The sequence below is a fragment of the Micromonospora sp. WMMD967 genome, from assembly GCF_029626165.1.
GTDB lineage: Bacteria > Actinomycetota > Actinomycetes > Mycobacteriales > Micromonosporaceae > Micromonospora > Micromonospora taraxaci.
This window is the reverse complement of record NZ_JARUBK010000001.1, coordinates 5,177,318-5,191,355: the sequence shown is the minus strand read 5'-3', so window position 1 is coordinate 5,191,355 and position 14,038 is coordinate 5,177,318. Positions and strand designations below refer to the sequence as shown.

The following is a 14,038-nucleotide window of genomic DNA, read 5'->3' as shown; positions in this document are numbered from 1 at the left end:
GAGAAGCTCGAGCTGCTGCGGGTGCTGGGGGTCGAGGAGTTCCCGGCCGGCGTGCCTCACTGACCGTGCCGCGATAAACGGTCGACGACGCCCCTAACGCAGTGAGCGGGCGATCTCGATCGCCTCGGCCTTGCTGAGGGACCCTTCGAGCCGGTAGCTCACGTCGGCGTCCCGCCAGATCAGCGTCGAGGCGGCGAGTCGGGCGGTCTCCTCGTGGACCTCGCCCGCCCGGTCCACGTACGACAACACGTGTGGTCGGTCGACCCAGACCGCGAAGTCGCCGTCGACCTGCGTCCACTCCGCCCCCGGCGGGGTGACCTCCTTGTGGAAGGCCAGGTTGAGGCGACCGTCGAACGCGTCGATGCGCAGCGCGCCCCCGTCGTAGAGCAGCGTCGCCACCCGGCAGACACCCGAAGGGTCGGGATCGGCGACCAGCACCTGCTCGGGCGGACCCAACGACGCCGGTAGCCGGATCGGGAACCGCACCGCCCGCTGCGCCTCGTCCAGGGCGACGGTCCGCTGCGCGGGCAACGGCGACGGGATGCCGACGGCCGGCGACGGGGCGGACGAGGTGGCGATGCTGACACCGGCGAACCGCAGCAGCCCGGCAACGGCGTCCGCGACGGCGGCGCGCGTCGGCGGCACCAACGCGACCAGGAGGGCGACCAGCGCCGCCGCGGCGAGCGGACGCCACCGGCGCACGGGCCTGTCGAGTCGTACGCGGACACGGGCGGTCACGTCGGGCGGCTCGGGTGTCTCCAACCAGGCGGACAGGTCGCGCAACTCCCGTTCGAGGTCACCCATGCCGGACCTCCTCCCGCTCGAGGAGACCGCGGAGTTTCGCCAACGCACGGGAGGTGCGCGACTTCACTGTCCCCCGGGGCCAGCCCAGTGCCGCCACCGTCTCCTCCTCGGTGAGATCGAGGAAGTACCGACAGACGATCACCTCGCGGTCCCGTACCGGCAGTTGCCGCAGGGCCCCGACCAGCGCCTCCCGGCGCTCCCCGGCGAGGACCGCGCCGACCGCCCCGTCCTCGGCGATCTCCGACGTCGGGTCGGCCGCCGCCGCCCGCAGGACCAGCCCGTCCCGCCGGCCCCGGGACCGGTGCAGGTTGCGGGTCTCGTTGGCGACGATCGCGAGCAACCACGAGCGGAAGGACGAATCGCCCCGGTAGCGGGACAGCTTGCGGTACGCCTTCACGAACGCCTCCTGCGTGACGTCCTCGGAGTCCGAACCGGCGCCGAGCAGCACCGCCGTCCGGTACGCGGACGCGGTGTGCCGGGCGACCAGGAGGTCGTACGCCTCCAGGTCACCGGCCCGAGCGCGGGTGACGAGAGTGTCGTCGTCCAGGGGAGGCCTCCGTTCGGATCACACTCATGACACCGCCCACGCGTCGCGGGTTCCATCCGGCGCGGGTCAGGTTGCTCCCACCCGGCGTGCAGCGTATTGCCAGGATTCGGTGGTGCACTGGGGGGAGGTGTCGAGGAGAGGGGCTGGTCATGAGCTGGTTCAATCGCCGGGCACGGGGTGCCGAGACGACCCCGACGAAGCTGGACCGGGAGGCGACCCGCGAGGACCTCGCGGCGCTGGAGGCGTTCGTCGCCAGCCGGCGGGGCGTGGAGTTCTACCTGGAGCCGGAGACCACGGCGACGGACACCACGGTGGTGGTGATCGCCCACGACGGTGAGTGGATCCGACGGCGCACCGGTACGCCCCGGGCGGCGGGGACCATCGCCCGCAAGCACGCGGTGCCGCTGTACGAGGCCGCCCGCACCGGCTACCCGGAACGGATGCGGGTGTGGAACCGCGCCCACCCGGAACGCCACGCCCGGTGAGACTCGCCTGCTCAGGCGTCCTCGACGGCTGAGCGGGCCTGTACGGCGGTCATCGGCTCGGCGTGGCTGGAGACGTACCAGTGGTAGTCGTCGGCGAGCAGTCGTCGGACCAGGCCCAGGTCGAGGCCGTCCCCGGGTCGGCGCAGGTGGGCCGGCGGCGGGTAGAAGCAGTCGCCCAACACCATGACACCCGAGTCGGGCACCAGGACGACTGTCGAATCCGGGGCGTGACCACCTCCGACGTGCCGTAGCCCCACGCCGACCGGCAACTCGTCGGCGTCGGTGAAGGTCCGGGTCGGTGGGAGGACCGTGAAGTCGTCCCAGGAGTTCACCGCCCGTGCCCGCGCCCGGAAGCTCGGGCCGAGGCGCGGGTCGGCGCGTACCTGCTCGTCCAGGTAGTGGTGGCTCCAGGGCCGGCCGGCCTCGGCCTGCAGCAGCGGCACGGCCGTCTCGTGCCCGACGATCTCGACACCGGGCCAGGCGCAGGCTCCCCAGACGTGGTCCCAGTGGTGGTGGGTGTAGACGAGCCAGCGTGGCTGCGGTAGCCCGGCGGCGGCGAGCGCGACTTGGATCTCGCGGGCGTGCGTGGGGCTCTGCCCGGCGTCGATCATCACACTGCCGCGCTCGTCGACCACGACGGCGACGCCGGCCTGGACGGCCTCCGGGTCGGGATCGCCCGGACAGATCCAGACACGGCCGGCCAGGTGGTGGAACTGTGGGGCGACCATGGTGATCGACCTCCGGAATTGATCGTGGACGCTGCTGCGGCGTGCGCCGATCGTAGGGGACGGTGCCGCCCGGCACCGTCCCGACGGACGATCGGCGCAGGCCAGAGTAGGTCCAGCCATCCTTTGCTCTGCATACCTGGAGGCACCGGTAACGGTCCGTGTCTGGTGCGGATAGGTATGCAGAGCAAAGGGCCCGGGGCATTTATCCGGGGCATTGCGACAGCGTGCATCCGTCGTCGCGTCGAATCGCTGAAGTTCGATGGATGGCGGCCGTCGGGCCGGGTCGGAGCGGCGTTGACCCGCAGCGCAAGGGTGTGGCAGCATTCGCGGCCTGACGGCAGTGAAGGAAGTCGGTGCGATTCCGACGCGGTCCCGCCACTGTCACCGGGGAGTGATCCCCCCTCGTGCGCCACGGCCGTGTGTCTGCGGTTGGAAGGCCGGGGGAGAGCGTCGATCCGGAAGCCAGGATACTTCGGCCGTCGGGACGTACCCCAGGGCGTGGACACCCGAGGAGGACCCGATGACGCACGGCGTCTCATTCATCGACGAACTTCGTCATGGCTCGCACGGTGGGCGATTCACCGCCCCCGCGACCGGTCACGCCCCGCTGAGCTGAGCGCCGCCCGCCGCCGACCGGCCCCGCCGCTCGCGCCCGCGAGCCGTTCGCCCCGCCGTCGTACCGGCTGACGCCGCACCCACCCGCATCGTCGCGGTCACCCTCGTGGTGGCCGGGGCGTCACTCCCCGGAGCCCGCCGTGCGCATCCTGCTGCTGTCCACCGCCGACACCGACCTGCTCGCCGCCCGCGCCAGCGGCGCCGACTACCGGCTGGCCAACCCCGCCCGGGTCGCCGCCGACGAGGTACCCGCCCTGCTCGACGACGTCAACCTCGTCGTCGTACGCCTGCTCGGCGGCCGTCAGGCCTGGCCGGACGGCCTCGCGGCGGTGCTCGCCACCGGCGTGCCGACTGTCGTGCTCGGCGGTGAGGCGCTGCCCGACGCGGAGCTGATGGCCATCTCCACGGTGCCGTCCGGGGTCGTCACCCAGGCGCTCGCGTACCTGGTCGAGGGCGGGCCGGACAACCTCGGGCAGCTGGCCCGGTTCCTCTCCGACACGGTGCTGCTCACCGGCGAGGGGTTCGACCCGCCCACACCCACCCCGGCGTACGGCGTGCACCGTGAGTACCCGACGAATCCGGAGCAGCCCACCGTCGGGATCGTCTTCTACCGGGCGCACGCCCTCGCCGGTAACACCGGCTTCGTCGACGTGCTCGCGGAGGCGGTCCGCGAGGCCGGCGGCAACCCGCTGCCGATCTTCTGCGGCTCGTTGCGGGGGCTGACCACGGGGTCCGGCCCGCTCGGGCTCTTCGCCCGCTGCGACGCCCTGCTGGTCACCGTCCTCGCGGCGGGCGGCGCGGTCGCCGCGGACGCCTCCGGCGGTGGCGACGAGGACGCCTGGGACGTCGGCGCCCTGGCCGCCCTGGACGTGCCGATCATCCAGGCGCTCTGCCTGACCAGCACCCGTAAGCAGTGGGCCGACAGCGACGCCGGACTGTCCCCGTTGGACGCGGCGATGCAGGTGGCCATCCCGGAGTTCGACGGCCGGATCATCACCGTGCCGTTCTCGTTCAAGCAGATCGACTCCGACGGGCTGTCGGTCTACGCCGCCGATCCCGAGCGGGCCGCCCGGGTCGCCGGGATCGCGGTGCGCCATGCCCGACTGCGGTACCTCCCCAACCCGGACAAGCGGGTGGCCGTGGTGCTCAGCTCGTACCCCACCAAGCACTCCCGGGTCGGCAACGCCGTCGGGCTGGACACCCCGGTCTCGGCGGTCCGGTTGCTCGCCGCGCTGGCCGAGGACGGCTACGACCTGGGCGACGCACCGCCGCCCGCCGACGGGGACGCGTTGATCCACGCGCTGATCGCCGCCGGTGGGCACGACGTGGAGTGGCTCACCCCGGAGCAGTTGGCCGCCGCCGAGGCCCGGATACCGGGGAACACGTACCGGCGGTGGTTCGACCAGGTCCCGGCCGAGCTGCGCGAGCGGATGCGGGAGCACTGGGGTGAGCCGCCCGGCGAGCTGTACACCGACGGCGGGGACATCGTGCTCGCCGGTCTGCGCTTCGGCAACGTCGTGCTGCTGATCCAGCCGCCGCGCGGCTTCGGGGAGAACCCGATCGCCATCTACCACGACCCGGACCTGCCGCCCAGCCATCACTACCTGGCCGCGTACCGCTGGTTGGCCACGCCGGCCACCGACGGCGGCTTCGACGCGGACGCCGTGGTGCACCTGGGCAAACACGGCACCCTGGAGTGGTTGCCCGGCAAGGGCCTCGGTCTGGCCGCCGACTGCGCGCCCGACACGGTCCTCGGTGACCTGCCGCTGGTCTACCCGTTCATCGTCAACGACCCCGGCGAGGGCACCCAGGCCAAGCGGCGGGCGCACGCCGTCGTCATCGACCACCTGGTGCCGCCGATGGCCCGCGCTGAGACCTACGGCGAACTGGCCAAACTGGAACAACTGCTCGACGAGTACGCCACCGTGCAGGCCCTCGACCCGGCCAAGGTGCCCACCGTCCGGGCACAGATCTGGGACCTGGTGCGCGCGGCCGAACTGCACCACGACCTGCACGCCGAGGCGATGCCCGACGCGGACGACTTCGACGACTTCGTGCTGCACCTCGACGGGTACCTGTGCGAGGTCAAGGACGTGCAGATCCGCGACGGTCTGCACATCCTCGCCGACGCGCCCACCGGGGAGCCCCGGGTCAACCTGGTCCTCGCGGTGCTGCGCGCCCCACAGATCTGGGGTGGCGCCCACGCTCTGCCCGGCCTGCGGCAGGCCCTCGCCGTCGCCTACGGCCTCGACGAACAGGAGCTGCTCGCGTCCCCGGGGCAACGACTGGCGCTGCCCAACGCGTTGACCGACGTGGTGGACGGGCCGGCCGGCACCGCCGCCGACGCGGTCGACCTGATCGAGGCCCTCGCCCGGCGGCTGGTCATCGGCATGGAGACGCTCGGCTGGGACGCGGACACCGTCGACGCGGTGGTCGCGGAGGTGACCGGGCAGCCGATCCCGGACGTCGCCGCGGTGCTGCGCTTCGCCGCCACCGAACTCGTGCCCCGGCTGGACCGCACCACCGACGAGCTGACCAACACCCTCGGCGCGCTCGACGGCCGGTTCGTGCCGCCCGGCCCGTCCGGTTCACCCACCCGGGGCCTGGTCAACGTGCTGCCCACCGGCCGCAACTTCTACTCCGTCGACCCGAAGGCCATTCCCAGCCGCAACGCCTGGGACGTCGGGGTGGCCCTCGCCGACTCCCTGCTGGCCCGGCACCTCGCCGACACCGGCGCGTACCCCCGCTCGGTGGGTTTGACAGTCTGGGGCACCAGCGCCATGCGGACCCAGGGCGACGACATCGCCGAGGTGCTCGCGCTGATGGGCTGCCGCCCGGTCTGGGACGACAGGTCGCGGCGGGTCACCGGCATCGAGGTGGTGCCCACGGCCGAGTTGGGCCGGCCCCGCGTCGACGTCACGGTGCGGATCTCCGGCTTCTTCCGCGACGCGTTCCCGCACGTGGTGGCGCTGCTCGACGACGCGGTCCGGCGGGTCGCCGCCCTGGACGAGCCGGCCGAGGACAACTACCTGCGGGCGCACGTCGCCGCCGACCTCGCCGAGCACGGTGACGAGCGGCGGGCCACCGCGCGGATCTTCGGGTCGAAGCCCGGGGCGTACGGCGCCGGGCTGCTGCCGCTGATCGACGCCCGGACGTGGCGCACCGACGCCGACCTCGCCGAGGTGTACGCGGTGTGGGGCGGCTACGCCTACGGCCGGGGCCTGGACGGGCGGGAGGCGCGGTCCGACATGGAACGGTCCTTCGCCCGGATCTCGGTGGCGGTGAAGAACCAGGACACCCGCGAGCACGACATCGTCGACTCCGACGACTACTTCCAGTACCACGGCGGGATGGTGGCGATGGTCCGTCACCTGACCGGCACGTCCCCGCAGGCGTACGTGGGTGACTCGGCGATGCCGCACGACGTGCGGACCCGCACCCTGGGCGAGGAGACCCGTCGGGTGTTCCGGGCCCGGGTGGTCAACCCGAAGTGGATCGCCGCGATGCGCCGGCACGGCTACAAGGGTGCCTTCGAGCTGGCGGCCACCGTGGACTACCTGTTCGGCTACGACGCCACGGCCGGTGTCGTCGACGACTGGATGTACGAGCACCTGGCCGCCGCGTACCTCTTCGACGACACCACCCGGGAGTTCCTGGAGCAGTCCAACCCGTGGGCGTTGCGCGGCATCACCGAGCGGCTGTTGGAGGCCGCCGACCGGGGGCTGTGGGCCAAACCCGAACCGGCCACCCTGGACCAGCTGCGCGACACGTACCTGGCCAGCGAGGGCGACCTGGAGGACCGGGTGTGAGCGCGAGGAGTGAGCCGGTTCTGCGAGCCCCGCAGTCGCGAACGAAGGAAGGTCCAGTGCGTACGTATCCGTTCAGCGCTGTGCTCGGCATGGAGGACATGCGGTTGGCGCTGCTGCTCAACGCGGTGTCCCCGGCGATCGGCGGGGTCCTCGTGCGGGGCGAGAAGGGCACCGCCAAGTCCACCGCCGTACGCGCGCTCGCCGCACTGCTGCCCCCGGTCCGCCGGGTCGCGGGCTGCCGGTTCGGCTGTGATCCGGCCGAGCCGGATCCGGCCTGCCCGGACGGGCCGCACCCGGCCGGCGTGGCCGCCGAGATCCGCCCGGCCCGCCTCGTCGAGTTGCCGGTAGGTGCCGCCGAGGACCGGGTGGTCGGCTCGCTGGACCTGGAGAAGGCCCTCGGCGAGGGGGTACGCGCCTTCGAGCCGGGTCTGCTCGCCGCCGCGCACCGGGGGGTGCTCTACGTCGACGAGGTGAACCTGCTGCACGACCACCTCGTGGATCTGCTGCTGGACGCGGCGGCGATGGGCCGCAGTCACGTCGAGCGGGAGGGCGTCTCGGTCAGCCACGCTGCCCGGTTCCTGCTGGTCGGCACGATGAACCCGGAGGAGGGGGAGTTACGCCCCCAGCTTCTCGACCGGTTCGGGCTGACCGTGGAGGTGGGTGCCAGCCGCGATCCGGCGGTCCGGGTGGAGGTGGTCCGCCGTCGGCTCGCCGCCGACGCCGACCCGGCCGGGTTCGCCGCCCGGTGGGCCGACGCGGACGCGGAGATCGCCGCCCAGGTGGCCGCCGCCCGCCGCCGTCTGTCCGGGGTACGCCTGCCGGACGCCGCGCTGCGGCAGATCGCCGAGGTGTGCGCCGCGATCGACGTGGACGGGATGCGCGCCGACATCGTCACCGCCCGTACCGCTCTGGCGCACGCCGCCTGGCACGGCCGGGACCGGGTCACCATCGACGACGTACGGGTGGCGGCTCGGCTGGCCCTGCCGCACCGCCGTCGCCGCGACCCGTTCGACACGCCCGGGCTGGACGAGAAGCGTCTGGACGAGGCGTTGCAGCGGGCCCAGGACGCCCACCCCGACGACGACGGCGGTCCGCACGACGGCGGCCCCGCTGGCCCGCGCCCCGACGGCCCGGGTCCCGACGGTGGCGGCCCCGGCGGCTTCGGCGGTGCGGGTGGCTCCGGCGGTGCGGGCGGTGACAGTGGCAGGCCCAGCCGCGAGGGAAGCGGCTTGGACGATCATGGCCGCGACGGCAGCGGCCCCGACGCGACCAGCGTGGACGGTCGGGACCGACACAGGCCCAGGAGCAGCGGGGACGAGCGAGCCGCCGGCGAGGCCGCGCGAGGCAGCGACCAGGATCCCCGCACAGCCGATGACGGCACGGCTGGGCACCAGGGCCGGTCGGGGATGAACGGCCGGGGCAGCCGCAGGCGGGCCGAGGCGGGTGACCCCAGCGGCGCCGGAGACGATCGGGACTGGGACGGCGGAGCGGTGGCCGTACCCCGGGGTGGTCTGCGGGCCCGGCTGCTCACCGCGTCCGGCGTCGGTGACGGGGTGCCCGGCCGGCGGTCGCCCGCCCGCACCGGACGCGGGCGGACGACCGGCGCGCGCCTGCCGGCGGGCCGGGTCGGTGCGCTGCACCTGCCGGCCACCATCCGTGCCGCCGCTCCGCACCAGGCGCCCCGGGGGAGGCTGGCGGGCCCGCTGCGACTGCGCCCGGAGGACGTGCGGGAGGCGGTCCGGGAGGGGCGTGAGGGCAACCTCGTGTTGTTCGTGGTGGACGCCAGCGGTTCGATGGGTGCCCGGCAGCGGATGACGGCCGTGAAGGACGAGGTGCTCGCGCTGCTCACCGACGCGTACCAGCGGCGGGACAAGGTCGCCGTGATCGCCTTCCGGGGCTCCGGAGCGCGGACGCTGCTGCCGGCCACCTCCTCGGTGCTGGCGGCCTCGACGCGGCTGACCGAGTTGCCGACCGGTGGGCGTACGCCGCTGGCCGAGGGACTGCTCGCCGCCGTGGATCTGCTGCGGGTGGAGCGCCTGCGCGACCCGAAGCGGCGCCCCCTCGTCCTCGTCGTCACCGACGGCCGAGCCACCGCCGGGCCGCGCCCACTGGATCGGGCGGCAGCGGCGGCGAGTGTCCTGGCGGCAACGGGGGCCTCCTGCGTCGTCGTCGACTGCGAGACCGGGCCGGTACGCCTGAACCTGGCGCACCGCCTGGCACTGCACCTACGCGCGCCCCGCCACCGACTGGGAGATCTTGGCCGGAATACGCCCTCCCAGGGGCACTCTTCTTCCAAGATCTACAACGGCGGCGCCACCGCAGACAGGGGAGATCGCTGATGCCGCAGGGACAGCCGAGTGTGGTGCCCGCCGACGGGTTGACGACCCGGCAGCGGCGGCACCGGCCACTGCTGATGGTCCACACCGGACAGATGAAGGGGAAGTCGACGGCCGCGTTCGGATTGGCGCTGCGGGCGTGGACGGCCGGCCTCCCGATCGGCGTGTTCCAGTTCGTCAAGAGCGCCAAGTGGCGGGTGGGGGAGGAAAACGCCTTCCGGGCCCTCGGCGAGATGCACGAGCGTACCGGCCAGGGCGCAGCGGTGGCGTGGCACAAGATGGGTGAGGGCTGGTCCTGGATTCAGCGCGGCGGCGACGCCGACCACGCCGCCGACGCCCTGGAGGGGTGGCGGCAGATCCAGCGGGACCTGGCCGCCGAACGCTACGGGCTGTACGTGCTGGACGAGTTCACCTACCCGATGAAGTGGGGCTGGGTGGACGTGGACGAGGTGGTCGCGACCCTCGCCGACCGGCCCGGCTTCCAACACGTCGTCATCACCGGCCGCGACGCCGACCCGCGCCTGGTCGCCGCCGCCGACATGGTGGCCGAGCTGACCAAGGTCAAGCACCCAATGGACGCCGGCCAGAAGGGCCAGAAGGGCATCGAGTGGTGAGTGCCAGCACCGAACCGCTGTCGCTGCCCCGGGTGGTCGTCGCCGCGCCGGCCAGCGGCCACGGCAAGACGACGATCGCCACCGGGCTGCTCGCCGCGCTGCGCCGACGTGGCCTGACGGTCAGCCCGCACAAGGTCGGCCCGGACTACATCGACCCCGGCTACCACGCCCTCGCCGCCGGCCGGCCCGGTCGCAACCTCGACCCGTTCCTCGTCGGCGCCGAGCGGATCGCCGGTCTGCTGCGGCACGGCGCGAGCGTCCCCACGCCCGCCGACGTCGCAGTGGTGGAGGGCGTCATGGGTCTGCACGACGGCGCTGTCGGCCGTCGCGACTTCGCCTCCACCGCCCACGTCGCCCGGCTGATCGACGCGCCAGTGCTGCTGGTGCTGGACACCACCGCGCAGGGCCGTTCCGCCGCCGCGCTGACGCTGGGCATGGCCGCCTTCGATCCGGCCGTACGGATCGGCGGGGTGATCCTCAACCGGGTCGGGTCGTCCCGGCACGAAACCCTGCTGCGCGACGCCCTCGCCGAGGTGGGCGTGCCCGTACTCGGGGCCGTCACCCGCGCCGCCGAGGTGGCCGCGCCCGCCCGGCACCTCGGGTTGGTGCCGGTCGCCGAGCGGGCCCCCGAGTCCCTGTCGATCGTCACCGCGCTCGCCGAGCTGGTCGAGGCAACTGTGGACCTGGACGCCGTGCTCACCCTGGCCCGCAGCGCCGGGCCGCTGACCGCCCCGGCGTGGGACCCGGTCGCGGCCGTCGGCGGGGCGGCCGACGCGGGGCGGCCACGGGTCGCGCTCGCCGGGGGTCCGGCCTTCACCTTCTCGTACGCGGAGACCACCGAACTGCTCACCGCCGCCGGCGCGGACGTGGTCACCGTCGACCCGCTCCGTGACCCGGCGCTGCCCACCGGCACCGGCGCGGTGGTGATCGGCGGCGGCTTCCCCGAGGCGTACGCGGAGGCGCTGGCCGGGAACACCGCGCTGCGCGCCGAGCTGGCCGACTTCGACGGGCCGATCGTGGCCGAGTGCGCCGGGCTGCTCTACCTCGGGCGGTCCCTGGACGGCGTACCGATGTGCGGCCGGCTGGACCTGACCGCCCGGATGACCGGCCGCCTCACCCTCGGCTACCGCGCGGCGGTGGCGGTCACCGACTCCCCGGTGGCCCGGGCCGGCGAGCCCGTACGCGGACACGAGTTCCACCGCACCACCACCGACCCGGGGCACGGCGACCGGCCGGCGTGGCGGTGGGACGACACCGCGCACGGCTTCGTCGCCGGACGGGTGCACGCCTCCTACCTGCACACCCACTGGGCCGGTCACCCCGAGGCGGCCCGCCGGCTGGTCGAGGCCTGCCAATGACCGCCACGCTGACCGGGGTCGGCGTCGGCCCCGGCGACCCGGAACTGCTCACCGTCAAGGCGGTGCGGGTGCTGCGCGAGGCCGACGTGGTCTTCGTACCCGTAATGGCGGACAGACCCGAACCGGACGCCGGGCGGGCCGAGACGACAGTGCGGGACCACGTCCCGGCGGACCGGCTGCGGCGGCTGCCGTTCGCCCTGGACGACCGCGGTGGGGTGACCGCCCGCCGGGCGGCGGCCTGGGACGACGCGGCCCGCGCCGTCATCGAGGCGGTCGACGCCGGCGCGCTGTCGGTGGCCTTCGCCACCATCGGTGATCCCAACGTCTACTCCACCTTCGGCTACCTGGCGCAGAGCGTGCGGGCAGTGCGCCCGGCCGTGCGGGTGGTGACCGTCCCGGGCGTCACCGCCATGCAGGAGCTGGCCTCGCGCAGCGGCACCCCGCTCTGTGAGGGACGCGAACCGTTGACCCTGCTGCCGGCCACCGCCGGGTCGGCGCTGTTCGCCGATGCCCTCGCCGGGCCGGGCACCGTCGTCGTCTACAAGGGCTGGCGGCGGCACCCGGACCTGCTCGCCGAGCTGCGCCGACAGGGCCGCCTCTCCGACGCGGTCCTCGGACGCAGCCTCGGGCTGCCCGGCGAACGCGTCGGCCCGGTCGACGCCACCGAGAACGACCTGCCGTACCTGTCGACGCTGCTGGTCCCGGCCCGCCGCGACCATCGAGGAGGAAAACTGTGACCAGCGACGGCAGAGTGTGGTTCGTCGGCGCCGGCCCCGGGGCCGCCGATCTGCTGACCCTGCGGGCCGCCCGGGTGATCGCCGAGGCGGACATCGTGATCTGGGCGGCCAGCCTGGTGCACGCCGACGTGCTCGGCCACGCCCGCCCCGACGCGGAGATCGTCGACTCGTCGCAGCTGCCCATCGAGGGCGTGCTGCCGCTCTACCAGCGGGCCGCCGAGCAGGGGCTGACGGTGGCGAGGATCCACTCCGGCGACCCGGCGCTGTGGGGCGCGGTACAGGAGCAACTGGACCTGTGTCGAGGGCTCGGCCTGGCCGTCGAGATCGTGCCCGGGGTGTCGTCGTTCACCGCCGTCGCGGCGATCGTCGGGCGGGAGCTGACAGTGCCCGAGGTGGCCCAGTCGGTGATCCTCACCCGCCTCGAAGGCGGCAAGACCCCGATGCCGCCCGGCGAGCGGGTCCGCGACTTCGCCCGGCACGGCACCACCATGGCGCTGTTCCTCTCCGCCGCCCGCTCCGGTCAGGTGCAGGCCGAGCTGCTGGCCGGCGGTTACTCCGACGACACCCCGGCCGTGGTGGCGTACCAGGCGACCTGGCCCGACGAGCTGGTGGTGCGCTGCACTGTCGGCACCCTGGAGGCCACCGTCAAGCAGCACAAGCTGTGGAAGCACACCCTGTTCCTGGTCGGCCCGGCCCTCGCCGCCGAGGGCACCCGCTCGCACCTCTACCACCCCGGGCACTTCCACACCTTCCGCCGGGCGGAGCCCGCTGCCCGCGCCGAGCTGCGCCGCCAGGCCACCGGCCGCGCCGGGGGAACAGGCACACCATGACGTACCCCGAGCCGCCGCTGCGCGAGCCGGACCTGCCGCGTACCGCGAAGGTCCGGCCCACCGCGCTGCGGACCGGTTGGACCACCGGCGCGTGCGCGACGGCGGCGGCCAAGGCGGCGGTCACCGCGCTGGTCACCGGGGAGATCCAGCCGGACGTGGAGATCGGGCTGCCCGCCGGACGGCGGGTGCGCTTCCCGGTCGAACGCTGCGAGGTGACCGGCGACCCACCGGTGCGCGCCGAGGCGGTCGTCGTCAAGGACGCCGGGGACGACCCGGACGTCACCCACGGCGCGGAGCTGACCGCCACGGTGGGCTGGACCGACGTGCCCGGTCTGCGGCTCGCCGGCGGCGACGGCGTCGGCACCGTCACCAAGCCCGGCCTCGGCCTCGCGGTGGGCGGCCCGGCGATCAACGACACCCCCCGCCGCATGATCGGCGAGGCGGTGGCCGAGGTGGTCGACCTCACCGAGGTCGGCGTACGCGTGGTGATCAGCGTGCCCCGGGGCGAGATCATGGCCCGCAAGACCACCAACCGGCGGCTCGGCATCCTCGGCGGCATCTCGATCCTCGGCACCACCGGGATCGTCCGCCCCTTCTCCACCGCGTCCTGGCGGGCCAGTGTCGTGCAGGCAGTGCACGTGATGGCCGCCCAGGGGGAGCGGACGGTGGTGCTCTGCACCGGTGGGCGTACCGAGCGGGCGGCCCGCGCGCTCCTGCCCGACCTGCCCGAGGTCTGCTTCGTCGAGGTCGGCGACTTCACCGGTGCCGCGGTGACCGCCGCCGTGGGCGACGCGATGACCGGTGTCGTCTTCGTCGGCATGGCCGGCAAGCTGGCCAAACTCGCCGCCGGTGTGCTGATGACCCACTACACCCGCTCCACTGTGGACCTCTCGCTGCTCGGCGCGGTCACCGCCGAGGCCGGCGGTGACGAGGCCCTCGTCGCCGCCGTGACCGAGGCGAACACCGGGCGGCACGCGTACGAGCTGTGGGAGGCCGCCGGGCTGCTCGAACCGGCCGGCGACGCGCTCTGCCAGCGGGTCCGTCAGGTGCTGCGCCGCTTCGCCGGGCCGACGGTCACCGTGGACGTCGCGATGGTCGACTTCGCCGGTGCGCACATCGTCGCCTCGTCCGGCCGGTGGCCCCGATGAGCGGGGCGGAGCCGCTGGCCCCGATGA

The 14,038-nt window shown here is 73.9% G+C and carries 11 protein-coding genes and 1 riboswitch; of the genes, 8 read left to right on the top strand and 3 right to left on the bottom strand.

What is annotated here, in order from left to right; genetic code table 11:
- Nucleotides 1–93: 93 nt before the first annotated feature.
- On the bottom strand, nt 94–804 hold the full coding sequence (locus O7631_RS23530) for a hypothetical protein (protein ID WP_278146208.1): 711 nt from the start codon (nt 802–804) through the stop codon (nt 94–96).
- Nucleotides 797–1,252: an RNA polymerase sigma factor gene (locus tag O7631_RS23525; RefSeq protein ID WP_278146207.1), complete on the bottom strand. Its 456-nt coding sequence runs from the start codon at nt 1,250–1,252 to the stop codon at nt 797–799. Before O7631_RS23525 ends, O7631_RS23530 begins: the two co-directional genes overlap by 8 nt.
- Nucleotides 1,253–1,500: 248 nt before the next feature.
- On the opposite strand from O7631_RS23525, the gene O7631_RS23520 reads away from it, so the two are divergent.
- Nucleotides 1,501–1,836, top strand: coding sequence for a hypothetical protein (locus O7631_RS23520; protein WP_278146206.1), 336 nt, complete (start codon nt 1,501–1,503; stop codon nt 1,834–1,836).
- Nucleotides 1,837–1,847: 11 nt separating this feature from the next.
- On the opposite strand, the gene O7631_RS23515 is transcribed toward O7631_RS23520, so the two are convergent.
- A complete protein-coding gene (locus tag O7631_RS23515; protein WP_278146205.1) occupies nt 1,848–2,564 on the bottom strand; it encodes an MBL fold metallo-hydrolase in 717 nt (238 codons plus the stop codon).
- A gap of 343 nt (nt 2,565–2,907) precedes the next feature.
- A riboswitch (cobalamin riboswitch) is annotated at nt 2,908–3,037 on the top strand.
- Between the two features lie 282 nt (nt 3,038–3,319).
- Here O7631_RS23515 and cobN point away from each other — a divergent pair.
- From cobN to O7631_RS23480, 7 genes are all read left to right on the top strand, one after another.
- Nucleotides 3,320–6,988 carry a cobaltochelatase subunit CobN gene (cobN, locus tag O7631_RS23510; protein ID WP_278146204.1) on the top strand — a complete coding sequence of 1,223 codons (3,669 nt, stop codon included), beginning with the start codon at nt 3,320–3,322 and terminating at the stop codon, nt 6,986–6,988.
- Nucleotides 6,989–7,077: 89 nt separating this feature from the next.
- Nucleotides 7,078–9,327: a VWA domain-containing protein gene (locus tag O7631_RS23505; RefSeq protein WP_278148008.1), complete on the top strand. Its 2,250-nt coding sequence runs from the start codon at nt 7,078–7,080 to the stop codon at nt 9,325–9,327.
- Nucleotides 9,327–9,938, top strand: a complete 612-nt coding sequence (gene cobO, locus O7631_RS23500; protein ID WP_278146203.1) for a cob(I)yrinic acid a,c-diamide adenosyltransferase — start codon at nt 9,327–9,329, stop codon at nt 9,936–9,938. Before O7631_RS23505 ends, cobO begins: the two co-directional genes overlap by 1 nt.
- Nucleotides 9,932–11,296 carry a cobyrinate a,c-diamide synthase gene (locus O7631_RS23495; RefSeq protein WP_278146202.1) on the top strand — a complete coding sequence of 455 codons (1,365 nt, stop codon included), beginning with the start codon at nt 9,932–9,934 and terminating at the stop codon, nt 11,294–11,296. Before cobO ends, O7631_RS23495 begins: the two co-directional genes overlap by 7 nt.
- Entirely contained in the window at nt 11,293–12,033 is a 741-nt protein-coding gene (gene cobI / locus O7631_RS23490; RefSeq protein WP_278146201.1) for a precorrin-2 C(20)-methyltransferase, read from the top strand. Before O7631_RS23495 ends, cobI begins: the two co-directional genes overlap by 4 nt.
- A complete protein-coding gene (cobM, locus tag O7631_RS23485; protein WP_278146200.1) occupies nt 12,030–12,863 on the top strand; it encodes a precorrin-4 C(11)-methyltransferase in 834 nt (277 codons plus the stop codon). Before cobI ends, cobM begins: the two co-directional genes overlap by 4 nt.
- On the top strand, nt 12,860–14,011 hold the full coding sequence (locus tag O7631_RS23480) for a cobalt-precorrin-5B (C(1))-methyltransferase (protein WP_278146199.1): 1,152 nt from the start codon (nt 12,860–12,862) through the stop codon (nt 14,009–14,011). The genes cobM and O7631_RS23480 overlap by 4 nt, the downstream gene beginning before the upstream one ends.
- Nucleotides 14,012–14,038: the final 27 nt, after the last annotated feature.

Excerpts from the sequence above, each read along its gene's own strand:
- O7631_RS23530 (WP_278146208.1), bottom strand. The coding sequence starts at position 804 with ATGGGTGACCTCGAACGGGAGTTGCGCGACCTGTCCGCCTGGTTGGAG.
- O7631_RS23520 (WP_278146206.1), top strand. The coding sequence starts at position 1,501 with ATGAGCTGGTTCAATCGCCGGGCACGGGGTGCCGAGACGACCCCGACG.
- O7631_RS23515 (WP_278146205.1), bottom strand. The coding sequence starts at position 2,564 with ATGGTCGCCCCACAGTTCCACCACCTGGCCGGCCGTGTCTGGATCTGT.
- O7631_RS23505 (WP_278148008.1), top strand. The coding sequence starts at position 7,078 with ATGGAGGACATGCGGTTGGCGCTGCTGCTCAACGCGGTGTCCCCGGCG.
- cobO (WP_278146203.1), top strand. The coding sequence starts at position 9,327 with ATGCCGCAGGGACAGCCGAGTGTGGTGCCCGCCGACGGGTTGACGACC.
- cobI (WP_278146201.1), top strand. The coding sequence starts at position 11,293 with ATGACCGCCACGCTGACCGGGGTCGGCGTCGGCCCCGGCGACCCGGAA.
- O7631_RS23480 (WP_278146199.1), top strand. The coding sequence starts at position 12,860 with ATGACGTACCCCGAGCCGCCGCTGCGCGAGCCGGACCTGCCGCGTACC.